The sequence below is a fragment of the Rickettsiales bacterium genome (assembly GCA_029252805.1).
In the GTDB taxonomy this organism is placed as follows: Bacteria; Pseudomonadota; Alphaproteobacteria; order Rickettsiales; family JALZUV01; genus JALZUV01.
The window spans coordinates 42,329-68,145 of the sequence record JAQXAR010000009.1 but is presented as its reverse complement, the minus strand read 5'-3'; the positions used below and the strand labels follow the sequence as shown (position 1 = coordinate 68,145).

Annotated in this window: 23 protein-coding genes and 1 pseudogene; 13 read left to right on the top strand and 11 right to left on the bottom strand. The window is 47.8% G+C overall.

The genetic code is table 11. The features are described from left to right. Positions 1–302: 302 nt before the first annotated feature. From P8P30_01890 to ileS, 3 genes and pseudogenes are all read right to left on the bottom strand, one after another. Positions 303–1,085 carry a DUF5915 domain-containing protein gene (locus P8P30_01890; GenBank protein ID MDG1286296.1) on the bottom strand — a complete coding sequence of 261 codons (783 nt, stop codon included), beginning with the start codon at positions 1,083–1,085 and terminating at the stop codon, positions 303–305. Next, positions 1,085–1,420, bottom strand: a complete 336-nt coding sequence (locus tag P8P30_01885; protein ID MDG1286295.1) for a hypothetical protein — start codon at positions 1,418–1,420, stop codon at positions 1,085–1,087. The genes P8P30_01890 and P8P30_01885 overlap by 1 nt, the downstream gene beginning before the upstream one ends. Before the next feature lie 98 nt (positions 1,421–1,518). After that, a pseudogene (ileS, locus tag P8P30_01880) lies at positions 1,519–3,960 on the bottom strand (isoleucine--tRNA ligase). A 30-nt stretch (positions 3,961–3,990) separates the two neighbouring features. Between ileS and mazG the strand changes: the two are divergent. Both mazG and P8P30_01870 read left to right on the top strand, forming a co-directional pair. After that, entirely contained in the window at positions 3,991–4,752 is a 762-nt protein-coding gene (gene mazG / locus P8P30_01875) for a nucleoside triphosphate pyrophosphohydrolase (GenBank protein ID MDG1286294.1), read from the top strand. A 393-nt stretch (positions 4,753–5,145) separates the two neighbouring features. Then, positions 5,146–5,337 (top strand): hypothetical protein, encoded by a 192-nt coding sequence (locus P8P30_01870; protein ID MDG1286293.1) that lies wholly within the window; start codon positions 5,146–5,148, stop codon positions 5,335–5,337. 46 nt (positions 5,338–5,383) lie between these two features. Here the strand turns inward: P8P30_01870 and P8P30_01865 are convergent, their stop codons facing one another. Continuing rightward, positions 5,384–6,298 (bottom strand): tetratricopeptide repeat protein, encoded by a 915-nt coding sequence (locus P8P30_01865; protein ID MDG1286292.1) that lies wholly within the window; start codon positions 6,296–6,298, stop codon positions 5,384–5,386. Between the two features lie 40 nt (positions 6,299–6,338). On the opposite strand from P8P30_01865, the gene P8P30_01860 reads away from it, so the two are divergent. The 5 genes from P8P30_01860 (at position 6,339) to P8P30_01840 (ending at position 13,769) form a co-directional block, all read left to right on the top strand. Continuing rightward, positions 6,339–7,310 carry an aspartate carbamoyltransferase catalytic subunit gene (locus tag P8P30_01860; protein MDG1286291.1) on the top strand — a complete coding sequence of 324 codons (972 nt, stop codon included), beginning with the start codon at positions 6,339–6,341 and terminating at the stop codon, positions 7,308–7,310. Beyond that, complete coding sequence (locus P8P30_01855; GenBank protein ID MDG1286290.1) at positions 7,307–8,638, top strand: dihydroorotase; 1,332 nt, start codon at positions 7,307–7,309, stop codon at positions 8,636–8,638. Before P8P30_01860 ends, P8P30_01855 begins: the two co-directional genes overlap by 4 nt. Positions 8,639–8,654: 16 nt before the next feature. Beyond that, complete coding sequence (locus P8P30_01850; GenBank protein ID MDG1286289.1) at positions 8,655–9,641, top strand: adenosine kinase; 987 nt, start codon at positions 8,655–8,657, stop codon at positions 9,639–9,641. Between the two features lie 393 nt (positions 9,642–10,034). Further along, complete coding sequence (locus P8P30_01845) at positions 10,035–11,984, top strand: hypothetical protein (GenBank protein MDG1286288.1); 1,950 nt, start codon at positions 10,035–10,037, stop codon at positions 11,982–11,984. A gap of 240 nt (positions 11,985–12,224) precedes the next feature. Next, complete coding sequence (locus tag P8P30_01840) at positions 12,225–13,769, top strand: 2-isopropylmalate synthase (GenBank protein ID MDG1286287.1); 1,545 nt, start codon at positions 12,225–12,227, stop codon at positions 13,767–13,769. 380 nt (positions 13,770–14,149) lie between these two features. Here P8P30_01840 and P8P30_01835 read toward each other — a convergent pair whose 3' ends face one another. Continuing rightward, positions 14,150–14,971, bottom strand: coding sequence for a 3-hydroxybutyrate dehydrogenase (locus P8P30_01835; GenBank protein ID MDG1286286.1), 822 nt, complete (start codon positions 14,969–14,971; stop codon positions 14,150–14,152). 184 nt (positions 14,972–15,155) lie between these two features. On the opposite strand from P8P30_01835, the gene P8P30_01830 reads away from it, so the two are divergent. After that, the gene (locus P8P30_01830) at positions 15,156–15,521 is read left to right on the top strand and encodes a hypothetical protein (protein MDG1286285.1); all 366 of its coding nucleotides are present in this window, start codon (positions 15,156–15,158) and stop codon (positions 15,519–15,521) included. Between the two features lie 109 nt (positions 15,522–15,630). On the opposite strand, the gene recA is transcribed toward P8P30_01830, so the two are convergent. The 6 genes from recA to P8P30_01800 form a co-directional block, all read right to left on the bottom strand. Beyond that, a complete protein-coding gene (gene recA / locus P8P30_01825) occupies positions 15,631–16,680 on the bottom strand; it encodes a recombinase RecA (protein MDG1286284.1) in 1,050 nt (349 codons plus the stop codon). Between the two features lie 96 nt (positions 16,681–16,776). Continuing rightward, a complete protein-coding gene (locus tag P8P30_01820; GenBank protein ID MDG1286283.1) occupies positions 16,777–17,892 on the bottom strand; it encodes an aminotransferase class I/II-fold pyridoxal phosphate-dependent enzyme in 1,116 nt (371 codons plus the stop codon). Between the two features lie 25 nt (positions 17,893–17,917). Beyond that, on the bottom strand, positions 17,918–18,244 hold the full coding sequence (fliE, locus tag P8P30_01815; protein ID MDG1286282.1) for a flagellar hook-basal body complex protein FliE: 327 nt from the start codon (positions 18,242–18,244) through the stop codon (positions 17,918–17,920). Between the two features lie 58 nt (positions 18,245–18,302). Next, a complete protein-coding gene (gene flgC / locus P8P30_01810) occupies positions 18,303–18,713 on the bottom strand; it encodes a flagellar basal body rod protein FlgC (protein MDG1286281.1) in 411 nt (136 codons plus the stop codon). Between the two features lie 13 nt (positions 18,714–18,726). After that, the gene (gene flgB / locus P8P30_01805) at positions 18,727–19,101 is read right to left on the bottom strand and encodes a flagellar basal body rod protein FlgB (protein MDG1286280.1); all 375 of its coding nucleotides are present in this window, start codon (positions 19,099–19,101) and stop codon (positions 18,727–18,729) included. A 238-nt stretch (positions 19,102–19,339) separates the two neighbouring features. Then, on the bottom strand, positions 19,340–19,666 hold the full coding sequence (locus P8P30_01800; GenBank protein MDG1286279.1) for a hypothetical protein: 327 nt from the start codon (positions 19,664–19,666) through the stop codon (positions 19,340–19,342). Between the two features lie 55 nt (positions 19,667–19,721). On the opposite strand from P8P30_01800, the gene P8P30_01795 reads away from it, so the two are divergent. The 5 genes from P8P30_01795 to atpH all read left to right on the top strand — a co-directional run bounded on the left by P8P30_01795 (position 19,722) and on the right by atpH (position 25,805). Next, a complete protein-coding gene (locus tag P8P30_01795; GenBank protein ID MDG1286278.1) occupies positions 19,722–20,507 on the top strand; it encodes a thermonuclease family protein in 786 nt (261 codons plus the stop codon). Next, positions 20,507–21,532, top strand: a complete 1,026-nt coding sequence (locus P8P30_01790; protein MDG1286277.1) for an ABC transporter permease — start codon at positions 20,507–20,509, stop codon at positions 21,530–21,532. The genes P8P30_01795 and P8P30_01790 overlap by 1 nt, the downstream gene beginning before the upstream one ends. Positions 21,533–21,581: 49 nt before the next feature. Further along, the gene (locus tag P8P30_01785) at positions 21,582–22,928 is read left to right on the top strand and encodes a patatin-like phospholipase family protein (protein MDG1286276.1); all 1,347 of its coding nucleotides are present in this window, start codon (positions 21,582–21,584) and stop codon (positions 22,926–22,928) included. Positions 22,929–22,948: 20 nt separating this feature from the next. Continuing rightward, the gene (locus P8P30_01780) at positions 22,949–25,120 is read left to right on the top strand and encodes a primosomal protein N' (protein ID MDG1286275.1); all 2,172 of its coding nucleotides are present in this window, start codon (positions 22,949–22,951) and stop codon (positions 25,118–25,120) included. A gap of 115 nt (positions 25,121–25,235) precedes the next feature. After that, positions 25,236–25,805 (top strand): ATP synthase F1 subunit delta, encoded by a 570-nt coding sequence (gene atpH, locus P8P30_01775; GenBank protein MDG1286274.1) that lies wholly within the window; start codon positions 25,236–25,238, stop codon positions 25,803–25,805. Positions 25,806–25,817: the final 12 nt, after the last annotated feature.

Genomic DNA, 25,817 nt, shown 5'->3' with positions numbered 1-25,817 from the left:
CGTAGAACCCGCAATGAAATATTTTATCAACTCTAACTGCTTATTTCTCGATAACTTACAATGCTTTATATACATCAATAACTCCTAACAATTTAAATGTTAGGTGTCAGCCCCTAAATAATTCTTGAACAAGGTGGAGTAACCTTTGCTAAATTAAAACAAAGAGAGCTTGCTTGCACGCCAAACGAAAGTGCTTCTATTGCCGCAAAAGTTTTTCCAGAATTCGAAAACCCTCTACCAGAAATGCCATTCGGGGACGTTGAAAAAGCTAAAAAACAGCCTACTGGCGTTCAAGTAACCCGCTAAACCACACTAAAACCAAAAACGACCGCTTCACCTTCAAGTTCCTGCTCGAAGCGGTGTTTTGCATCGACATCAGTAAGCTCTAGTGAAGTGGCCAGCACTTGGTCGGAGATATAGGCTTTATTGGCTTCAATAGCCGCAGCCACTGCGCCCGATGCCTGCACTTGCAGCGCGATACGGTTACTCACATGTAGATCGGCATTCTTGCGGGCTTCTTGTACCATGCGTACAAAATCACGCGATAGGCCTTCGGCGGCAAGTTCTGGAGTTATATTTAAATCCAAAACCACAAGCGCATCATTAGTCAAGAGCGCGGCTGCACCCTTCACGCCATTTTTCGGCTGAAGTTGGAGAGTATATTCTTGCGGCAAGAGTGTTTCGCCTTCAACAATTAAATCACCGTCTTTAAGCTCCCACTTGCCTTGCTTGGATGCCGGAATAATTTGCTTCATCTTTGCAGGCAAACGCTTGCCTAAAATTTGATTATTTAATTTCAAATTATAATCGGCATATTCAGTGATATTCGCCACTTCTTTAAGTTCCGCATCCTTCACATTTACCTCGCCCATAAGAGTCGGTAAATACGGCGCGAAATCAGAGATCGTACCGGTTGGTGCAATAAGCGTAAGCTTCCCAAGCGGCTGACGCACACGAATATTCTCAGCCGAACGGATAGAAAGCGCCACATTGCACGCATCACGCACCCGCTCCATATCAGCAATTAAATCCATCTCTTTCGGAAGCATGGAAACATCGGGGAAATCTTGAAGATGAAGGGACATTATAGGCCTCGTTTCTTAGTTTGATAATATTCATAAATGCAAAAACCAATAGGCAGCATTAGCCCAAAAGCGCCATCAAAGCTTTGTTTATGCATAAAAGATGCAACGGTAATGATCGAAATAGAAATGCCTAATATTTTATAACTCTCAGAGCTAAAATAGCGTAGCCTTAGAGCGTTAAAGCCAAATAGGAAAATGCCTAGCCCTCCCACTAACATACCAATCCATAATGTTGTTTCAGAGTTGTACACTTCAATTTCTTGATACTGTAAAAGGTAAAAATATAAATATATTATGGAAAAATAAAGCATCATCAACCCTGCGATAATAATCATAGGGCCTAGGATAAATGCTTTAATCTTCTGGTATTTGGGTTCGTAACCCAGCTCTCGTGCCTTTTTGAGCCTTTCGAAGTACTTATTCATTAAGCCACTAGCCCGCTATAAATCTCTTCACAGGTAAGCGGTAGTAACGGCGCCGCTGCTTTGCACATCGTCACCATGACGGAATATAATGTGTTATAAGCTTGCATGTCCGTTCCGGTATTACTTTCATTCCAAAAACGCTCTTTATTACGGCGGATATACCAATTATTTAAAACCTCAAAAAATTCAGATACGGCGCCACAGGCTGATGGGGTATCATAGGCATCTAAACCGGCTTCAATTTTCTCGACCGCTTCACGACATTTTGCCAAAATATAACGATCCATTAAATGGGTCGAATCGGTATTAAATTCTGCCGTTACGCCATCCGCATTCGCATAGAGTGTAAAGAAATTATAGGCGTTCCAAATCGGTTTAATATGCAGGCGCACGACGTCGCGAATAAATTTACCTTCTGGGTCAACGGATAAATCATGCCCGCGCATGACCGGCGAATCCATCATCAACCAACGCAACGCATCGGCACCAAACTGGTCAATCACTTCGAGTGGATTCTTATAGTTTTTCAGACGCTTGGAATATTTTAATCCCGTTTCAGAATCTAAAACTACGCCATGGCAAATACAGTTTTTAAACGGTGGTTTATCGAATAAAGCCGTCGCCAACATAATCATCGTATTAAACCAACCGCGCGTTTGGCCAACATATTCGGTAATAAAATCAGCCGGGAAATGCGTGTCGAACCATTCTTTATTCTCAAACGGATAATGCACTTGCGCAAACGGCATCGAGCCACTCTCAAACCAGCAATCAAATACATCCGCTACACGGCGCAATGTATAGTCTGGGTTGGTCGGATCCGGCTTGGTGAGTTCATCAATATAAGGGCGGTGGAGGTCTTTGACGGGCACGCCAAAAAACGCTTCCAGCTCAGCAATAGAGCCAAACACATAAAGCTCATCATTCTCTGGATTGTCAGACTGCCAAATCGGAATCGGTGTACCCCAAAAACGGTTACGCGAGATGCTCCAATCCGGCGCAGTCCCTAACATATGCGCCATTTGACCATCGCCAATATGATCAGGAATCCAATTAATTTCTTTATTTAATTCCACCGCGCGATCACGAATTTTCGTCACCTCAACATACCAACTCGGCATCGCACGATAAATCAGCGGCGTATCAGTACGCCAGCAATGCGGGTAATTATGATTATAATCCTCTTGTTTGACCAAAGCGCCGGTCATTTTTAACCAGTTAATAATACGCAAATTGGCGAGGCCATATTTCTCAAGCTGCTCCGGTGTGTAAGGCTCTGCTTCGCACTGACCCGAGGTTTGAGCGATCACGTTAAGACCGGCCAATTTAATCGGCGTATCGCCTTCAATATCGAACATCTCTTCGGTGTAGCGGCCTTTTTCATCGACGGGCACGGTGACTTCAATACCATTCTCAGCACAAACACGTTGATCATCTTCACCAAAGCCCGGTGCCATATGCACGATACCCGTGCCCGAGCCTTCTTCGATAAAGCTAGAGCCATCCAACACGCGGAACGCATTCAGGTGATCGGCGAAATAGGGGAAGAGGGGTTCGTAAGAATTACCAATTAAATCAGCACCTTTTAACGTACCCACAATTTCTTGCGCATCATATTGCGAGATAAGGCAATCGCCACCCACGATTTCGCAATTATATTCCATCTCTGCACTAGCAGCCAAGGCCAAGTTACTCGGCAAAGTCCATGGAGTCGTCGTCCAAGCGAGGAGGTAATAGTTCTCTGCTTCCGGCGCGCCATTGGGGCGAGTTTTTAGCTTAAACTTCACCGTCACGGCTTTATCGGTGCGGTTGCGGTAGCTGTTATCTAGCTTCGTCTCAAAGTTTGAAAGCGGGGTTTCGGCGGCCCAGCTATAGGGCATTACGCGGTGAGACTGATAAATTAAGCCCTTTTTATGCAGCTCTTTGAAGGCCCAAATGACGGATTCCATAAAAGGCGTATCCATCGTTTTATAATCGCCTTGGAAATCAACCCAACGCGCTTGGCGATCGACATAGGTCTCCCAATCACCAGCATATTTCATGACGGAGCTGCGGCAATGTTCGTTAAATTTATCGATTCCAAATTCTTCAATCGCTTTGCGCCCGGAAATTTTTAACTCTTTTTCAGCGCCCATTTCTGCGGGCAATCCGTGGCAATCCCACCCGAAGCGCCGCTCAACACGTTTGCCTTTCATCGTCTGGTAGCGGGCAAAACTATCTTTCACATAACCGGTCAATAAATGGCCGTAATGCGGCAACCCGTTAGCAAAAGGAGGGCCGTCATAGAATACGAATTCTGCCGCGTTTGAACGATTATCAATCGAGTTCTGAAACGCGTTTGACGCCTTCCATCCTGAGAGGATTTTCTCTTCAATTTTCGCGAAATCGGGGTTAGCTTCTACGGTCGGATAAGCGCCTATGGGCTTGGATTTAAGTGCGGATTCTGTCATAAGCTCATTAACTAACAGACAAGGTGGAAAATGCAAGAAACCAAGCGACTCTTAGAGATTATGGCTAAACTGCGTGATCCTAATGGCGGCTGCCCATGGGATGTTGAGCAAAATTTCGCCACCATCGCACCTTATACGCTGGAAGAAGCCTATGAAGTGGCCGATGCGATTGAGCGCGACGATATGACGGCGCTTAAAGAGGAGTTAGGCGATCTATTGCTGCAAGTTGTTTTCCATTCCCAAATGGCCGAAGAAGCAGGCTTATTCAATTTTGAACAAGTCGCTGCGGGCATTAATGAGAAGATGATATCGCGCCACCCGCATGTATTTGGTGAACAAACCGGCATTAAAAGCGCCGACGACCAAGTGGATAATTGGGATGCGATAAAAGCCGAAGAAAAGAAATCCAAAGGCCATATTTCGGTGATGGATGATATTCCGGTGAGCTTCCCTGCCCTACTACGGGCACAAAAGCTCGGCAAAAAAGCCAGCAAACAAGGGTTCGATTGGCCCGAACTCGCCCCTGTATTCGATAAAGTGCAGGAAGAGATTGCCGAGTTAAACGAGGCTATCGCCAATAAAGACGAGGCGAATATTGAAGAAGAGTTAGGTGACCTGCTCTTTGCCGTCGTCAATGTCGCACGCCATGTGAAAGTCGATGCCGAAACCGCCCTTCGCAAAGCCAACACTAAATTCGAAAAACGCTTCCGTTTAATCGAACCCGATATTACGGATGATTCAACGTTAGAAGAAATGGAAGCACTTTGGGTAGAGGCGAAGAAAGCCTCTTAGGCGTCATAGCCCGACTTGTTCAGGTATCCATGGATTACCCGCATAAAGCGGGTAATGACGGATGTGAAAATTTAGGAGTAATAGTCCGCCAGAGGTTGCTGTCTCGCCTAGTTATTTGAGCCTATAATTAAGGTTTACCTGCTACCCTCACAATCCGGAAGTGGCTTTCTTTCGCTTCGCGTCGATTATTTTGTCACCTACCGCGCCTCGCAATAACGAATATCAATTATGAAGATTTGATGACAATGGCTCGCCAGAGATTGCTCTCTCTACATCTCTGCTATTTTCATGACTAATTTTTGTGCTTAAAGATTTTGTCTAAATATTATTTTTTAAAAGTATTTTGTATCCAACCGGATACCACCAGATTTGTAATCAAACCATCATCATATTATGAAAAGTTTTCTTGCTATCGGCGCCGTTTTAATCGCGTTGTTATATGGCGTTGAGCTGTATAATGACATTTCCGGGAAAAACATATTCCCCGAAAATTACCAAGCATTCTTTCACGTGCTTTGCATCGCTTTTTGGTCCAGCGCTGCTACCTATTGGTACACCGAAAAGAAAAAGAATGACGAACAATAATTTAAAAATTCCCCATGGAAACCTTTCCATAGGGAATTTTTTTGTCTTAATTTCCGCGGACGTTTTCTAGGTTTTCCCAAGCGCGTTCGTAGAAGGTGCTACTGCCGGACAGTGCGGAATTTAGATAGGCTTTTGCCAATTTATCGTCACCGGCTAGTTGCGCATAGAAGCCCAAGTTATTCTGCAATGCCGCGCCGTTTAAATGACGACCGGCCACCTGCTCTGCTCGCACTGTATCGCCCGAAAGGCCTAATACGAGTGCCAAGTTTAAATCAATTCTCTGACGCTCCAATGATTTCGTCTTTACGCGACCACTCGCACGATTAAGCGTTTGGGCTGCTCGCACATAATCGCCGTTCAGCGCCAAGGTTAGCCCCACATTATTTAAGACCGTCGGATGATCTGGTTGGGCCGCGAGCGCCGCATCGAAATAAGAGATCGCCTCATTCGGCATGGATTTCGCGACGAATAAAAGACCCACACCATTAAGCGCGCGCCAGCGACTGCGATCCAATTGTATGACCGTCTCTAGAATAGTACTAGCAGTCCCAAAATCTCCCTTGGTGATAAGCGCTAGCCCTTTGCCTTCCAGCGCGCCTACATGACGCGAACTACGTTTCAAGATAGCATCATAACCGGAAATCGCTTTTTCTACCTGATCGGTACGGCGTAAATTATCAGCATAGCCCAATTGATAGTCTAAATTATCCGGATATTTATCTGATAGTTGCTGATAGAATTGCATCGCACGATTATAATCTTTGGCATCTTCCGCCTGCGTGGCGCTTACCATTAATGCATCATTCACACCGCTTACTTCAGGCCCACTTGTGGTTAAGGCTTCCAAGATAGAAAGCGCGCTTCTATTGCCCATTTGCGATTTCGGACGAGCATCGCAAGCCGCAAGCCCTGCCAAAAGGATGGTGGAAGCGAGAATGCGGGAAAATGTTTGTAATTTCATCCCCAATTAGTATAAGGATGCGCAGCCAAGTGCAAAACAAATGACGGGCAATATGGATTCAGAAGCAAAAAAGAATAATAAGGCGTCTCATTTCTCTCAACGCAATCTTTTGGGAATTGAAGGCTTAAGCGCTTCCGATATTGAAACCATTCTAGACACGGCAGAAGAATACGTCATTCGTAACAAGCAGGGCGATAAGAAGCACCCTATTTTGCGTGGCCGCACGGTGATCAACCTTTTCTTCGAGAATTCAACACGCACTCGCACAAGCTTTGAGCTCGCCGGCAAACGCCTAGGCGCCGATGTGATTAATATGTCGGTCGCTACCAGCGCCGTGAAAAAGGGTGAAACGCTGATCGATACCGCCATGACGCTCAATGCCATGTGCCCCGATTATGTCGTCGTTCGCCACGGCGAATCAGGCGCGGTGCATTTACTGGCTGAAAAAGTCGAAGGTGCAGTGATCAACGCCGGTGACGGAAGCCATGAACATCCAACGCAAGCGCTGCTCGATGCACTGACGATCCGCCGTCACAAAGGTACGTTAAAAGGCCTAAGAGTCGCGATTTGCGGCGATATCGTCAATAGCCGTGTGGCACGCTCTAACATCCTGCTTCTCAATACGATGGGGGCTGAAGTGCGCATGATTGCACCGTCCACCCTGATGCCAACCGCACCCGAAACGCTCGGGGCAACGCCTTATTATAATCTCGAAGATGGCATTAAAGATTGCGACATTGTGATGATGCTGCGTATTCAAATGGAACGTATGCAGAAAAGCATGGCGGTGCCAAGTATCCGCGAATATTTCGAATTTTTCGGCCTTACGGAAGCGAAACTCAAACTCGCCAAACCAGGGGCACTCGTGATGCATCCCGGCCCAATCAATCGCGGTGTCGAAATTGATACCGAACTCGCCGATGACCTCAGCCGCAGCGTCATCCTAGACCAAGTCGAAATGGGCGTGGCCGTGCGCCAAGCCGTATTAGAACTATTGGAAAGCAACCTATGAGCCAGCAACATTTCAATAAGCCTACCCAACATTCCGGCCGTACCGTTTACAAAAATGCACGGGTGATGGATCCTGCAACGCAGCTTGATGCGACGGGTTCCGTACTGGTTGAAGATGGCAAAGTCGCGGATTTTGGTGCTGGCCTATTCATGGATGGCAGCACGCCAGATGGCGCTGAAGTGGTCGATTGCGAAGGCCACCTGCTCACCCCCGGTCTGATCGATATTCAAGTGCATTTCCGCGAACCCGGTCAGGAATATAAAGAAACCATCGAAACTGGCAGCAAGTCAGCCGCAGCCGGTGGCGTGACCAGCGTTTCGACCATGCCCAACACCGATCCGGTGATTGACGATGTGGCGATTCTCGAATTCCTACTCAAGCAAGGCCGCGAAACCGGCTATTGCCGTATCCACCCTTATGCCTGCGTCAGCAAGGGCATGCGCGGCGATGCGCTGACTGAAATGGGTCTACTCGCCAAAGCCGGTGCCGTCGCTTTTACCGATGATGGCTTGCCGATCATGAATGCGCAACTGATGCGCCAAGCCCTAACTTACGCCCGTGAATTGGATGTTCCAATCGGCCAACATGCCGAAGATTTGAATCTTTCCAATGGCGGTTGCATGAATGAAGGCCCTGTCGCGACTAAACTTGGTTTACGCGGTATCCCAAATGCATCGGAAGCCGTAATTGTCGATCGCGATATCCAACTGGTTCGCCTAACAGGTGCTAAATACCATGTATTGCACATCTCTACGGCTGAGGCGATCGAAGCCGTACGCCGCGCCAAACATGAGGGCCTGCCCGTAACTGCCGAAGCGGCGCCGCATCACTTCCACCTCACGGATGAAGCATGCCTGCACTACCAAACCTTCTCGAAAATGAATCCACCGCTGCGGGCTGATAAAGATAAACTCGCCGTGCTAGCAGGCCTCAAAGACGGCACGATCGACGCGATCGCGACCGACCATGCGCCACATGACCAAGAATCCAAACGCGTGCCGATTTCCGAAGCGGCTTTTGGTATCGTCGGCTTGGAAACAATGTTGACGCTATCACTCGATCTCTACCATCGCGGCGATATGAACCTCATAGAAGTCATCAGCAAAATGACCGATAAGCCATCCAATATTCTGAAACTCCCCGCAGGTAAGCTTATCAAAGGCGCACCGGCTGACCTCACCCTTATCGATGTCGATACGGAATGGACGATTAATCCGAAAGAATTCGCCAGCAAATCGAAAAACTCGCCTTTTGACGATACGAAAACAAAAGGCCGCGCTATCCGCACTATCCTTGGCGGCGCGGAAGTTTACAAACTCACTTCATAATTAGAAAGAACCCATCATGACAGACCGCAAATACCAAGTAACCGGAATCGGTAACGCTATTGTTGACGTACTCAGCCATTGCGACGAAAGCTTCATCACCGACGAGGGCATGGTCAAAGGCACGATGGCGCTAATTGACGAAAGCCAAGCCGCAACCCTTTACGGCAAAATGGGCAACAATAAAACGGAAATGTCGGGCGGCTCAGTTGCTAACTCGCTAGCTGGCTTAGCAGAGCTCGGCGCAAGCACCGCCTTCATCGGCAAAGTCCGCAATGACCAACTGGGCAGCAGCTTCCGCGACGGCATGGAATCTATCGGCATTAACTTCCCGACTCCGGCTGCCACAAGCGGCAAGCCAACAGCGCGTTGCCTAATCTCGGTCACGCCGGACGGCGAGCGCACCATGAACACTTATATCGGCGCTTGCGCGGAAATCTCTCCTGAAGATATCGATATTGAGCTGATCCAGAATGCTGAAGTGATGCTGATTGAAGGCTACTTATGGGACCAAGAAGCCGCCAAACAAGCCATCCGCCAAGCGGTTGAAGTAGCGAAACAAGCTGGCACTAAAGTAGCTTTCTCGCTCTCAGATATCTTCTGCGTGGACCGTCACCGCGACGAATTCAAAGCCCTCATCCGTGACTATGTCGATATCCTCTTCGCCAATGAAGGCGAGATGATCTCCCTAGGCGAGCAACCCACGCTCAGAGAAAATATGGATATGTTTGCCGGCCAAGTCGAAACCCTCTGCACCACGCGCGGCGAGTTCGGCTCGATCATCGTCAATGACGGCACAAGCTATGAGATCGCTCCGGCGAAAATCGAAGGACGCGTGTTGGATCTAACCGGCGCGGGCGACCTCTATGCTGCCGGCGTCCTTTACGGGCTAACCCAAGGCTGGGACTTCGTAAAATCTGGCGAATTAGGTAGTGCATGCGCCGCCGATATCATCCAGCAAATGGGACCCCGCAGCCAGCAGCCCCTCAAGCGCCACGTCGCTTAGAGCTAAGGCACTCAACTAAAATCATAAAACCGATCCACCCCGTATCACCTACGGGGCGCGATTGGCGATGCAAACACCCCCAAAACCGTCATCAAACCGTCATGCTTGACAGGTATATTAAAAGGGTAGTTTTGTGTTTTACTTGTTTTTACCCCTTTGGTAAGAACCCTTGTAGATCACGTTAGAGGTTTTATTTTATACCTCTCACCTGATTATTAACGGCGAAATTTGAACTGGGATTCAAATTTCATACATACTTGTACGGCTTAACCGCCACTGACGCGCAACAGATCCATTTTGGATAGCGCAACATTAATTTCATTTATTAAAAAACTCAACAGCTTGTGATTATAAAATAACAAAATCATAAGCTTTAAATCTAATAACTTTATTATGAAAAATTTAAAAATTATCTTCGCACTTTTTGCACTTGTAGGGATCGTTTTATCATCTTGTTCGAAAGATCCAGACGACTACATCGATCAATTCAATGTATTCAAAAGCTCCGTCGGATGTGAAAACGGCTATTACGTCGCTCTAAAAGCCGACTTCAACTCTTTCCCAGCAGGGACAAGAGTAGGATTTGGCGTTCGATCATTCATCATGGGAGGAATCCCAATACCGATTGAAATCTACAATGATGACAATGGAAATAATGCAGGCACAAAGACAAGTGCCGAATTTGAGGGGAGCAATGTTACCGTGCATGTTTTGCAGGGAAACAACCCTCAGGGGCATCCAATTATTTTAGAATGCGTGGAAGAAACAGTTATTATCCCGCCAGGTATGCTCTTAAACGAGTATGATGGGATGAATTCTGCCGCTTCGGCAAACCCAAACTGTGTATCTATGGTACTGCAGATTGGGCTCAGCATCACTACTGAAAACAGCGTAATTCCAGTTCTAGCAGGTTCTGAAATTATTTTCAGAAACGGTGATGAAATTGACTTCGGCGTCTACACAGCAACTGTGCATGACGTGGAAGATGAAGCGACGGTGACAACTTTCACCGTAAACGGTGCAAGTTTTAGTGTTCCATTCAAGGAAACGTTCTCAGTTCAACCTCGATTTATTTGCGAACAGCCGGTTGGGCCATTACAGAATCAGTTACCAGGAATGTTAACCCAATGGATAACTCAGTTATCAAGTTGTGATCTGATGACGCAAGTCGAGATTACATTAGATAATGGAATGATTATTCCAGCCGGAACGTGGATTGAATTCTTACCTGCAGGTATTAATTTTGGAGGATTATACGTCCTCGTTATTAATAGCGCGCAGGATATGGGATTTAATCACCAAGTTTTGTTGGATGGTATTGAGTTCTCAATCCCATTTGAGAACGAGATCGTCACTCCCGGCCAACTTTGGCTTGTATGTGAGGGTATCGTAGTTCCTTTACCGAACGAAACACAGGGTTTACTGGATGCGAAAGCAAACATTACTGACTGTATTAGTTTCGAGCTAGGAACACCAATGCCGACGCCTAACGGACAAGCTCCCGTTGGGACGATTGCAACCTTCGACGTAAGCGCGGGGACTGCTACTTTTGGAACTTACTATAGTTTCAATATTAGCACAGACCCAACGATCGCGGAGATTGTCGAATTCAGCTTTGATTTCGGGAATTATGACATCGGATTGGAAGGCGCAAATGCAAATTTGCAAATTTCTTTAGGATGTGTAGATATTTCAACTTTACTAGATATTGATGATTTGATAGCTGCTGTCAATGCGGCAAATTCTAACCGACCTTTGTTGGTCGAGTTTGAATTTGAAACCGCGAACGGCACAGACGTACCTATGTACACCGTCACAAGCTTATCTACTGGCCTCATCACTTTTGAGGGTGCGTGGATTACGTTCGTCGATGAGACAAACGGTACGTTAACACCGTTTTACTACGGCTCCTTAACATATTGGATTCCAATATCAAACGGACCTTCATCGATCAGTTTAAGACATGAGTGGCCCGTCTCTTTACCGTTACCTACTAATCCTGTACTTCATTTTCCATGGAGAGATCTTGCCAACCTACTTGGTTGGGATGACTTGATCTACCCGGTAACAGGAGATCTTTACTTCGATGATTGTAACGAACTTCGTTACACGATTCCAAATGAGGGTATAGACTACCCGATGGAGATGGTTGTGCAGATCGACAACGGAGTCGTGACGAATGGTGGAGTAAGAATCGATAATGGTACTACAACAGTATCACATTGGTTAGACGCTACCGATGGGCTTCAGAAGAATTTATTCTACGTGAACTCAAATACAACAAAATACTTCCCCTATTTACCTGGGATAAGTATTGACGTAATCATTGTATGCGTACAATGAGTTTCATAATTGAAAGAAGAAATAATCGTTCGGCGAAGTCCGGGCGGTTATTTCAATACTTAACTACAAATTTAGCAAGAGCACCACCCTCCCAGGGGTTGGTGCTCTTTTTTTGTTTGGGCTGCTTTTCGTCATCTTGGCTGAGGTTGGGCCTAGGGGAGTTCTCCCAAGATTTCTCGGCGCGGGGCGAAATGCTGATTAGTGGGATGACAAGTCGCGCTGCATCGCTATATTGCTTGGATGGCTGATAAAATTATAATTTTTGATACGACGCTTCGCGATGGCGAGCAGTCTCCTGGTTTCTCTATGAATTTAGAGGAAAAACTCATGGTCGCCGAATTGCTCGATACGATGCGGGTCGATGTGATCGAGGCTGGCTTTGCCATGGCCTCTAATGGCGATTTTGAAGCCGTCAAAGCCATCGCTGAACAGATTGAAGACACCGTTATTTGCTCGCTCGCTCGCGCGAAGACCGCTGATATTGAGCGCGCCGCCGAAGCCGTGAAACCAGCAAAAAGACCGCGAATTCATACGTTTATGTCGACCAGCCCGATCCATTTGGAATATCAATTTAAGAAAACCGAGGCCGAAGTACTGGAGATGATCCAAGCCACCGTCTCGCTCGCTCGCAATTATACGGATGATGTCGAATGGTCGGCCATGGATGCAACGCGCACGGGTCATGATTATCTCTGCCAAGCAGTCGAAACGGCGATTAAAGCCGGCGCCACGACCATCAACCTACCCGATACCGTAGGCTACGGCACCCCGCACGATATTGCCGAAATGTTCCGCACCGTGATTGAGCGCGTGCCCAATTCCGATCAAGCCATCTTCTCTTTCCACGGCCAGAACGATCTAGGCCTTGCAACGGCTAACACGCTCGCCGCCATCGGTGCCGGCGCCCGCCAAGCGGAAGTCACCATCAACGGTATCGGCGAACGTGCCGGTAACACGGCGCTCGAAGAAGTCGTGATGGCACTCAAAACGCGCAAAGACCAATTTAATGATATTCAATGCGGTGTCGATACCCGCCTTATCACTCGCGCGAGCCGCTTGATTCAATCAATCACCGGCCAAAAGGTGCAATCGAATAAAGCGATTGTCGGCGTGAATGCCTTCGCACATGAATCCGGTATCCACCAAGATGGTATGCTGAAACATGCGGGCACTTACGAGATCATGACGCCTGAATCTGTTGGTTTAGAGAAGACCAACCTCGTACTGGGTAAGCACTCTGGCCGTCACGCCTTTAAAGATCGCTTGGAAGAAATGGGCTTTAACCTCGGCGATAATGTGCTGGAAGATGCCTTCCTTCGTTTCAAAGAATTGGCCGATAAGAAAAAAGAGATTTACGACGCAGATATTCGCGCCCTCATCGATGCCGGAACAGGTTCTGACGATACGATTCAGTTGCATAAGCTGCTGATCAATTGCGGAACCGAAGGCGAACAGATGGCAGAAATGACATTGTCCGTGGGCGGAGAACGCAAAACCGCGCGTGTTGAAGGCAATGGCCCTGTCGATGCGATCTTCACCGCCATCCGCCAATTAGTGCACCATAAATCACGCTTGGAGCTTTACCAAGTGCACGCAGTTACAGGCGGTACCGATGCACAAGCAAGAGTGACCATTCGTTTGCAATCAGAAGATGGCGATCTAATCGGTGGGCACGGGGTCGATGCGGATACGCTCGTTGCTACGGCAAAAGCCTATATCGATGCACTGAACCGCTTACTCGAACATGAATCAGAGACTAAGATCACCCTGCTCACCCAAGAGTAGATCATTTTCAAATAATTAGATTATTTAGAGCAAAGAGCTACTAGTTTGAAGCGCTTTCCCACTGTTGGTCATACCACCAGTTACCCACTTGGGTATTGTTCGGAGAACAGGCAGAAAGGGATACCATCGCAAAACTCGCAAGAAGGAGCATTGAAATAGCTCGTTTAGTAGTGCTGAAATTTTGATTCATGATGTGTTCCCTTTTGTTGAACTAAGTTTAATGCCCGTCGGAACTCTCTGCAACCCCTTATTTGCATATAATACATGGTACCTATGCATAAAACGCATGCCATAATGGTACAGTTAGCCCCAGCCCACAAACTGGCGCATAGAATTTACATTTTTTATGTGTAAAACAGGGTGAGTGCGTAACTCAAGCCCTATTGCGAAGACCAGCCCGCATCCATCGGTAAACCAATACCAGTCATGGTTGCCGCCGAATTCGAACATAAAAATTCGGCGAGGTGGGCAATTTCTTCAACTTTCACGAAGTCTTTAATTGCGTGGTTTTTAAGGAACACTGTTTTCGTCACTTCCTCTTCGGAGATACCATGGGCCTTTGCTTGCTCTGGAATTTGCTTTTCCACCAAGGGCGTCTTCACATAACCCGGGCAAATCGCATTCGCGGTAATGCCATATGCCGCCAAATCGAGCGCCGCAACTTTTGTAAGCCCCATAATGCCATGCTTAGCCGCCACATAGGCTGCCTTATAAGGCGAGGCCACAAGACCATGCACCGAAGCGATATTGATGATACGCCCCCAATTTTGCGCCTTCATCGCGGGAGACAGCAAACGGATCGTGTGGAAGGAGGAAGAAAGGTTAATCGCGATGATCGCATCCCATTTCGCAATAGGGAATTCATCAATCGGCTGCACATGCTGAATGCCGGCATTATTGACCAAAATATCCACCGCGCCGAATTCTTTAAGTGCCAGCTCGGTCATTTCTGCAATTTGCTCAGGCTTGGTCATATCCGCACCGGAATAAATTGCCTTTACGCCCTGCGCTTCCAGCGCCTTACGATTAGCCTCAATCGCATCGGCATCACCAAAGCCATTCATCACAATATTGACGCCCAACCCCGCAAAATGCCGGGCGAGGCTTAAACCAATCCCGCTGGTTGATCCGGTAATAAGGGCTGTTTTTCCGTGTAATGCCATGATGAAGCCTCTCTCTTTATTCGCTACAATTGACATCATTATGGATGGCTTACCTCAGCCGAGCAATGGTAAAAAAACCGGAGACCTTCACGCTTTATTAACCAAGAATCGGCTATACTAAGGGCTATTTCTTAACCTCTCTAGAATTTTTCCCCGAAAGGTTTCGTCTCATATTATATGAGCACCCTACCTTTCTAAAAAGTTTTAGAATAAAATTTTTCTTATGAAAAAAATCACAAACGCAGTCAAAACTGCATTGGGTATGACATTAACAAGCACTATATCCGGTGGATTACTATTGCATCAAGCAGTGTATTCACAAAACAGTCTTTTTGGGATTCTTGTTCTCGTCTTTATCCTCCAATGTTATTTTGGATGGGTGATTGCAAAAACAATTATTCCACGCGTCAAAACCGCGGATGATTTTATCGTTAGATTTTCGACAATGGGCATTGCCTTATTGCCGGCGATAAGTCTAAAAGGTGATGAAGGCAGTGTTTTTTGGGGAATTATCCTCTCTGTCATCGTTCTTGTCGGATCTCTCTTTCTTGCCTATGGCTTGTGGAGTGAATCAAACTCGAAAGACTAATTAAAAAAAAGAAGGTGCCGCGCGCACCCTTTTTTTTGCCTGAAATCCAAAAAAAGGGCCCTCCCATTGGGAAGACCCTTCATATTCACTCTTTTGACCAAAGCTTAAATTAAGCGGCGGCTTCTGCATCTTTCGCGGCTTCAGAATCAGCAATCGATGGATCTTCCATATCTTTGGCTAACAAACCGGCTTGTTGACGAACTTTGCGCTCAATCTCATCCGAGATTTCAGGATTTTCTTTCAAGAATTTACGTACATTCTCTTTACCCTGGCCGATACGTTGGCTGTCATAGCTATACCAAGCGCCGGACTTCTCGATAATTTCCGCTTTCACGCCCATATCGATAATTTCACCATGCTTGGAAATACCTTCGCCGTAAATAATATCAAACTCGACGACTTTGAAGGGAGCCGCGACTTTATTTTTCACGATTTTCACACGAGTCGCGTTACCAACCACTTCATCTTTATCTTTGAGTGCACCGATACGACGAATATCCATACGAACCGAGCTGTAGAACTTCAACGCGTTACCGCCGGTTGTCGTTTCAGGATTGCCAAACATCACGCCAATTTTCATACGAATTTGGTTAATGAAGATAATAGTACAACCGGTTTTTGAAATCGAACCGGTTAGCTTACGAAGCGCCTGACTCATCAAACGTGCTTGCAAGCCCATGTGGCTATCGCCCATATCGCCTTCTAGCTCCGCACGCGGGACAAGTGCCGCGACGGAATCAATCACGAGCAGGTCAATCGCGCCAGAACGTACCAGCGTATCCGCGATTTCCAAAGCTTGCTCACCTGTATCGGGCTGAGAGATCACCAATTCATCCGTATTCACGCCCAAATTTTTCGCATAAACAGGATCAAGCGCGTGCTCTGCATCAATAAAGGCTGCCGTGCCGCCTTGTTTTTGCGCTTCGGCAATACAATGCAGCGTTAACGTTGTTTTACCCGAGCTTTCAGGGCCATAAATCTCAACGACACGACCTTTGGGAATTCCGCCGACACCGAGACCGATATCTAAACCAAGTGAGCCGGTTGAAATAGACTCAACACTTAGCGCCTCTTGATCGCCTAGCTTCATGACCGAGCCTTGGCCGAAGCTTTTTTCAATTTGTGAAAGTGCGGTTTCAAGCGCTTTTTGCTTATCCATGATGACCCTGCCTATTTTTCTTAATTAATTTATTAAGACTTAGTTATAGACCGCTCTCACCCTCATGCAAGAAAAAGCGAGTATCTTTTTTGGATACTATAAGCTTTCATCTATAAATTCTTCAAATTGCTTCCAGCCTTCAGCAAAATTTCTGCGCGCAAAGCCGATGCGGAAATGCTGATCTCCCCTATCAAACAAGCTGCTCGGTATCAAAAGCGCTTGTTTTGAGTCAACGACTGCCTTGGCGAGTGACGATGTTCCTTCTTCACCTCTATAACGTGGCAGTGCGATTGGGCCAGCCTTCGGGCGCACCCATGAAAACCGCTCGCTATATTTCTCGAAGAAGCGGTCTAATAGCGTCATGTTCTCTTCAATGATTGAAAGATTCCGCGTAATGATTTTTTCTTTGTGGTTCAGCGCTAATGTCGCCAAAAACTCCGAAGGCGCACTATTGCAGATGGTGGTATAATCTTTCAATGCAGCTATCGCTTCGTAAATGGCTTTATCTTGCGTCGCAATCCAGCCGATTCGAAGGCCTGCCAGTCCAAATGTTTTGGACATAACCCCCAAAGACACCGCCTTCTCATAAGCATCACAGGCAGCAGGAAGGCGAGTTTCTGTGCCATATTCGAGATAACGATAAACTTCATCGCAGAATAAATAAACATCATGCTTACGGCAAATTTCAATGAGCGCCGTAAAATCATCCTGCGCCATCACATAGCCCGTAGGGTTGTGCGGACAATTGATAATCACGGCCTTTGTATTAGGCTTAATGAGGCTCTCAAGCTGGTTAATATCCAAAGCCCAGCCTTTATCCTCGTCCGCTTTCCAGAAGCTGACCTCACAGCCTAAGGCACGAGGGACTTCTCCGAGAGATTGATAGCATGGGAAATGAACCACAACATGATCGCCAGATTCCAGCAACGCTTGCATAAAGAGGAAAATAGCTTCCTCCGCCCCAGAATGGACTAGAATTTCCTCTGACGTTGTACCCTCATAGAGGGTCGCAATCGCCTGTCTTAATTCAGGGTGCCCTAACGATTCAGTATAGCCAAGATGAAGATCGTGAAACTGCTGCTGCGCAGACGAATCCCACGCAAGAAGGTCGGCAATCGTATAAGATTCACAATCAGAAGAGCATAGCAGATACTTCACATTAAACTCATGTTTAGCAAAATAGCGCTCTAAAAAGAATGGCTGTAATTTCATTAGATCTGCGCAGGACTTGAGCGCCCTAAATAGGCATTTTGATAATATCTTGATAGGCCTGCACCATACGATCACGCACAGCGACAACGGTGTTCAAGGTAAGTTCTGCATTGGACATCGCCGTGACGAGATCATGCAACTCTGCCTTATTTGCCAACGCTTCCGTGCTGACTGCTTCAGACGTATAGCCGGTTGAACGCGCATTCTCTAAACCTTCCGCCACGAGATCGGAGAAGCTAGGACCAATTTGATCGGCCTCATTGCCAAGAGACACCGTATCCGCACTTTTAACCGCACTGCCACCCATACCACTGGTTTGGTTATAGGCTGCCGCTGCTTTACTGATATCCATGTTTATATCCTATTCTCTTTTTAGCGTAAGGCCGTGCGCTTTTAAAACGCTTCGTTCATTACTGGTTTAGCAGACCAATCGTTTGCTGCAACATCGCTTTTGATACTTCAATAATATTCATATTAGACTCATAACCACGGCGAGCCTCACGCATATCCATCATTTCCATCATCGAGTTGACGTTAGGTTGCAACACATAGCCCTGAGGATCGGCTGCTGGATGTGACGGTTCATATTTACGCTGAAACGGTGTTTTATCCGTGCCGTAATCCGAGACCTCGACTTTATGGATGCCCATTTCGCGATCGAGTTCATTCTTAAACGTAATGGTTTTACGGCGATATGGCTGATCTCCCGGATGCTGTCCGACTGACTCGGCATTGGCGATGTTTTCGGAAACAATGCGCAAGCGATCGCTCTGCGCCTTCATGCCTGATGCGGCGATATGTAATGATTTAACGAGATCCATGCTTCATACTCCCTTACTGGTTACCAATCGCGGTTTTGAACATCTTGCCCACCTTCGAATAGAGATTCGTAACTTTTTGATATTCCAACTGATTTTCAGCGACTTTCATCATTTGCTCTTCCAAGACGATATTATTTTCGACCGGCGTCGTCTCATAAGTTTCACGCGATTTCTCACTGCGGAAATTCAGATGCTCCTTTTTCGTATCGGTAATATGGTTTGAATTGGTCGCACGCACACGCAAACGACGCGACTCAATCATCGCCAAACGATGGAAATCGAGTTTCTTCAGATCGTGCGCCTTATAGCCCGGCGTATCAATGTTTGAAACATTACGCGCCAAAATATCCTGACGCTCTGCATGATAGCCCATTTTGGCTTTCATCATTTTAAAAAGTGTAATTCCTGAATAATCCATACGACTCTATATGCTATTTTCATGCCAAATCTGGCGGCGCTCTCAGAGGGGACCTTATTTCCTGCCTTAAAACACATTCAGCAAGGCTGAAGGCGCTTATCGGCAGATCGTCGGAAACCCCGCTAAGAAGCTTACCATAGCACAAAAACTGTCCCAAATGGGGATTATTTTCCGCCTTATAGGCAATTATTGCCTATTTGATGATGTTTTAGCCTTGTGGAGGTGCTGGAGGCGCGCTCTCTGGTGGAGCAGACTGTTGCTCCGTCGCTTCCGCTTCACGCGCGGCCTCATCCATCGCTTCCAGCATCATACGCTGCTGTAGCGTGGTTTGCTCCAACATCAAGTGACGCTGGCGAATCGCCACCATCTCAGAAAGCGAACGACCCACAATGTAAGGAATCAGCGCAAAACCAATGCCGGCCATGGCGGCAGTCAATTGCTGAGTCGCATTCTCTGCCCCGAAATAACCGGTGAAAAATACCCACGCGCCGTAAAGCGCTGAGAAAAACGAAATAAATAAAATAAATAAAGCCATAAGACTGCCATATCAATCCATTGCCCCAAAAGCAATAGCGCGCTAAACAAAATACATGAAATTATTATGGATTCTCGGCATGGTACTCGCATTAGCGGCACTTTTCCCCTCACTCGCCTCTCAAACGAAGCAAAATGCGGAAACTGAAACGGTCACCGTTAAACACGTGCATAATGGTAAAAGCTTCACTGCTAAAAGTGGCAAGAAAGTGCGCCTCGCCAGCCTTCAAGTTCCCAATATCCGCGAGACTCACGGCCTTAAACGCCCTGGCGAACCGATGGGAAAACAGTCGCATCAGGCGCTCATTGATCTCATCCAGAACCAAACGCTCACCCTCGAATTCGGCCCAGAAAAAAAAGATCGCAAAGGCCGCTTTGTCGCCATCGCTCGCTTAAAAGACGGGCGCAGCGTACAGGAAGCCATGATTAGCGAAGGTTGGGCGCTGGCCTATCCTTTTCCGGATTTACGCAAACCGCTGCCGGCATGGCTGAAGCTCGAAAACAAGGCTCGCCAAGCCAAACGCGGCATCTGGCAAAATAGCTATTGGGATCCACAATCTTCTGATGGCGTTGATACAGGCGGTAAGGAGCGTTATCTGCTCGTCGAAGGCGTAGTCAAGAAAGTCGCCAAAGTGAAAGGCGGTTGGTTCCTGAACTTCGATGAGGATTGGAAAACGGATTTCAGCGGCGTCATCAGCAAGCAAGACGCCAAGACCCTGTTCAAAAAATACGATGTCAAAGCCCTTGCCGGCAAACGCGTCCGTCTACGCGGCTGGACCTACCGCTATAACGGCCCCGCAATGGACCTGCACCAACCTGAACAAATTGAAATTCTAGGCTAGTGCATTTCTCTCCCCTCACCTTGCGACGCTTCGCCAATTTTAAAGCCAATCGGCGTGGGTGGTGGAGTCTGTGGATTTTCCTCGCACTTTTCTTTCTAACGCTGGGAGCAGAATTCATTGCAAATGAACGCCCGCTCGTTTTGTCTTATCAAAATGAACTCTATTTTCCGGTCTTACACACTTACCCGGAAACCACTTTCGGTGGCGAATTTGAAACCGAAGCCGATTACCGCGACCCTTATGTGCGTGACCGGATCGAAGCAAAGGGCTGGATGCTGCACCCACTCATCGCTTACGATCACACCACCATCAACTACGATAGCGCCACACCCGCTCCCTCAGCGCCCTCCGCAGAGAACTGGCTCGGCACCGATGATCAGGGGCGCGATGTACTCGCCCGTGTGATTTATGGCTTCCGAATTTCCGTTATTTTCGGCCTCACGCTCACCATCACCTCCTCTATTATCGGTATCTTTGCTGGCGCGATTCAAGGCTATTTCGGTGGCAAGACCGACCTTATCTTCCAACGCTTTATCGAAATCTGGGCGGGGCTTCCAGTGCTCTATCTCCTCATCATCCTCGCCAGTTTCGTTGAACCAAATTTCTGGTGGCTACTCGGGCTGATGCTCCTGTTTAGTTGGATGTCGCTGGTCGATGTCGTACGCGCAGAATTCCTGCGTGCGCGTAACTTTGATTATGTCAAAGCCGCTCGCGCACTCGGCGTATCGGAACCGACCATCATGTGGCGCCATGTGCTGCCCAACGCCATGGTTTCGGCCATCACCTTCCTGCCGTTTATCCTTAACGGATCCATCACCACACTCACCTCGCTCGACTTTCTAGGCTTCGGCCTGCCGCCCGGTTCCGCCTCGCTAGGCGAGCTTCTGGCACAAGGTAAATCCAACCCACAAGCGCCATGGCTGGGTATTTCCGGCTTTGCGGTCTTGGCGCTAATGCTCTCGTTACTGATCTTCATCGGCGAAGCCGTGCGCGACGCCTTCGACCCTCGCAAAAACTTCGCGTAAATACTACCCAGCGTCACCTAATCGTAATAGTGTTGCGATATAGTAAACTATGACAACAAATCCCCCTTTAAACGAAATTACTGCTTTGTTAGGCAAGAAGACCATTACGGTTAACGATCACTCGAAGAATCTCGTTTTTGGTGGAGGCGGAATTCTCGCTTTTGCGGAGCTTGGCGTTTTTATGGAACTTTATAAAGCTGGAAAGCTCAATGAAGTCGAAAACATTGTGGGAACCTCTGCAGGTTCCAAGATGGGGCTCTTAGTTAATCTCGGCTATCGGGACGAAGAATTGTTACCTCTGAGCGTAGGTATGGATTATTCGAAACTAACTTCTGTTGATAGTGTCTCTGAAGCACTCACTATCATCCCCAATGTCGTTAATAAGAAAGGTATCTTCACCGGCACTCCTCTTCGTGAATGGGCCGAGCATGCCATCGCTAAACGTACAGGTCATCCAGATATGACATTTGAAGACATGCATGAGTGGCGTGTAAGAGCCCAAAATAACGACCTCGGATTCTTTGAACAAAAACTGACCGCTGCCTCTAGGCAAAAAACAGATTATACTGACCGTTACAAAGATTACAGCAACGACGTTCAGGGAAATTCAGTACCATTCTCCTTTGATTTTGAGAGTACTGAAGATCTCCGCGACAATGCATTAAAAATGGAAAATTTTTATGTTATAGCCTCTGAAGTAGTAAAGACTGATGACAAAACTGAATATAAGGAAACGGTTTTCAGCCATAAAAATGAGGCATTAAAATCGGCACCAATAGCACAAGTGGTTCAAGCCTCAGCCTCCTTCCCATTTGTTTTTGCTCAAGAAAAAATTAATGGTAAATATTATACCGATGGCGGTTTAAGCAATAATATCGCGCTCGAAGTATTTGATGCGCCAGATGGCACTCCGAACCCTGAAACCATCGCCATTGGCGTTTCTTCTCTTCCGGACCCTGAGGCCTCAGTCGATAACAGCCAAACGGCACAATTAGAAAAATTCATAGAAGTGCATAATTCCATTCCCGGTCTAGAGGATTGGGAAGTCCAGAAAACAAAAGACCTCGCCGCAAAGCTCACACGAGATGAATATACGGATACGCGAGATACTGACCGCATGATTTTAGTGCAGGTCAAAGGCGTAAATTATACCGACTTCAATATCAGCATCGAAAAGAAATTAGAAATTATTGAAGCGGGTAAAGAACGTGGCAAAGAAGTGGTTATCGCCAGTGCGTTAGGCAATTTCAAATCCAATATCTCAGGCGAAAAACCTCCAAAACCAGAGGGTAATGGATTAACAGAATCACCGGAAAAAACTTCAAACGAACCTCCCTGTGAAACAAGCACCCCAAGTCAAAACATTCCGAATAAAGCAACTCAGGTTTTTCGCTAACGCTTAACTAAAACTTTGCTATGCTGCAGGCTATGTCTCGCATCGCTGTTCTTGTTCCGCTGCCTTTTGACAAGGCTTTCGACTATTTAGTACCGGATGCTCTACAGGTTGAGAGCGGTGATTTCGTGCGAGTGCCTTTTGGCTCGCGTGAGATTTACGGTGTTGTTTGGGGCGAGGCGGAGGGTAAAACGCCCGATGCAAAACTCAAAATGATTGCTGCCAAAGCGGAACATCTTCCACCCATGACCGAGCCAATGCGCGAATTTATCGACTGGGTCGCATGGTATACGATGGCGCCTAAAGGCTCCGTATTGAAAATGGCACTATCAGTACCGGATGCATTGCATACGCCCGCAACAAATACACATTATACTAACGCCACTGATGCCCCCCTCACCAGCAAAGCACGCGTGGCCATCGCAACAGCCTTGGCCGATGGCTATGCTCGCACAGCGCCAGAAATCGTCGAGGCGAGTGGAGTCTCCGCCGGCACGATCCGCAAATTCGCCAAGGATGGCGGACTCATCGCGCATGAAATTACGATGGAACCTCGCCTACCTAAATATAAAGTGCAACATAAACCGGACCTCTCCGATAAACAGGCAGCGGCGGTTGAAACACTCCTGACTCACCTTAAACCAGAATTCTCCGTAAGTGTGATCGATGGTGTCACCGGCTCCGGCAAAACAGAAGTGTACTTTGAGCTAATAGAAGAAAAACTAAAATCCGAAGGCCAAACCCTTATCTTACTGCCAGAAATCGCGCTCTCCGTGCAATGGTTAGAGCGTTTCAAAGCGCGCTTTGGCGAGGAGCCGCATTTATGGCATAGCTCCGTCCCGCTCGCCCGCAAGCGCGATACGTGGCGCGCCATTGCACAAGGTAAAGCGACGGTGGTCGTCGGCGCTCGCTCGGCACTGTTTTTACCGTTCAAAAACCTCGAACTCATCATCGTCGATGAAGAACATGAAGGCAGCTATAAGCAGGAAGATGGCGTGATCTACCAAGCACGCGATATGGCCGTGGCTCGCGCAATGCGTCAAAAGATTCCCATTGTGCTGGCCTCTGCCACGCCGTCACTCGAAACCGTGGTCAATGTTCAGCAAGACCGCTACAACGTCGTGGTGCTTCCGGCCCGTCATGGTGGAGCGAAACTGCCCGATGTCAAAATTCTCGACATGCGCTCCAACCGCCCCGGCATCAACCGCTGGATATCCGAACCGCTCGAAGCTGCGGTCGTTGAAACACTCGAAGCCAAACAACAAGCGATGTTATTCCTTAACCGCCGTGGCTTTGCACCGCTTACCTTATGTCGTGCTTGTGGCTATCGTTTTGGCTGCCCGCATTGCTCGGCTTGGCTGGTCGAACATCAGCGCCCACCGCGTTTACAATGCCACCATTGCGATTTCCGTACGCCGCCACCGCAACATTGCCCAGAATGCGGTGAAGTCGCGGCCGATTGCCTGACCGCTTGCGGCCCCGGTGTCGAGCGCGTCGCCGCCGAAGCGGAACGACTCTTTCCACAAGCCCGCATCGCGCAAATGACCAGCGATGTACTGTCCACGCCCGAACAAGCCGAGCGACTAATCACCGCTGTCACGCAAGGCGAAATTGATCTGCTCATCGGCACGCAGATGATGGCCAAGGGTCATCACTTCCCAAACCTCGCGCTGGTCGGCGTGGTCGATGCAGATATGGGGCTTGCCGGCGGCGACCTGCGCGCGGGCGAACGCTGCTGGCAACTACTGCATCAACTAGGTGGCCGTGCCGGTCGTGCCGATATTCCTGGCAAAGTATTGCTCCAAACCTACCTGCCTGAGCACCCGGTCATGGTCGCACTCGAATGCCATGATCGCGACGGATTCATAGAGCTCGAGAAATCTCAACGTCTCGCTGGGAAAATGCCGCCTTTCGGTAAACTGGCCGCCATTATCTTAGAGGGTCCCAAAGAACCGATCGTCATGGATTTTGCCCGCCGCATCGCGCAAACCAAGCCAGAGTGCGCGGATGTTAGATGCATCGGTCCCGCCCCCGCACCGCTGGCCATCTTACGCGGAAAGTACCGCTATCGCCTGCTCATCAAGGCCGAGCGCGTCACCAAATTGCAAGATGTGCTGCGCGAATGGCTCACCCCCCTAAAGGTCCCCTCCTCCGTCAGAATGAAAATTGATATCGACCCTTATTCATTTTTGTAACTTTTTGTAGGGCTTAGCTATTGCCCTGCTAGCATCACTATGCTAATTAACGCGCGTGGTTGTGGATATGTTTTCACGATTGCGCAGGATAACGATTGTTTAAGTATTTATATTTATGTCTAAAAATTCTGATTCTCACGCTATTGCACAACGCTATACCACAGCGTTGTTCGAGTTAGCTGAAGACCAAAAGAAATTAAAGCCCCTTGCTGCAGAGCTTGAGGGCTTAGGTGCACTCTTTGGCGAGTCTGATGACTTCGCGCGTCTATGTGGCGACCCCACAATTGGCACGCAAGAACGCAATAGCGCCATCGCAGCCGTCCTGAAGAAGGCGAAAGCATCGCCCCTTCTCGTAAATTTCCTCAACACCCTGGCCACCAATGGCCGTATGGATGTGTTACCCGGTATTGTGAGCGAATTTGCGCGCCGCATGCACGAAAAAAATGATGAGCTTGTGGCGGAAGTCACTTCGGCTGTCCCGATGAAAAAAGCTCAACAAACTAAGCTCGAAAAAATGCTGAAAGATCATTTTGGCAAAAAAGTAGCTCTCGAAATTCACGTAAATGAGAACCTTCTGGGCGGATTACGTATCCGTGTAGATGGCCAACTCATTGACGCTTCTGTTGCAGGTCGCCTGCAGCGCGTAACAACTCATTTAAATGCTGGCATCCAGCAAATCGTTTAACGGATAAGGAAT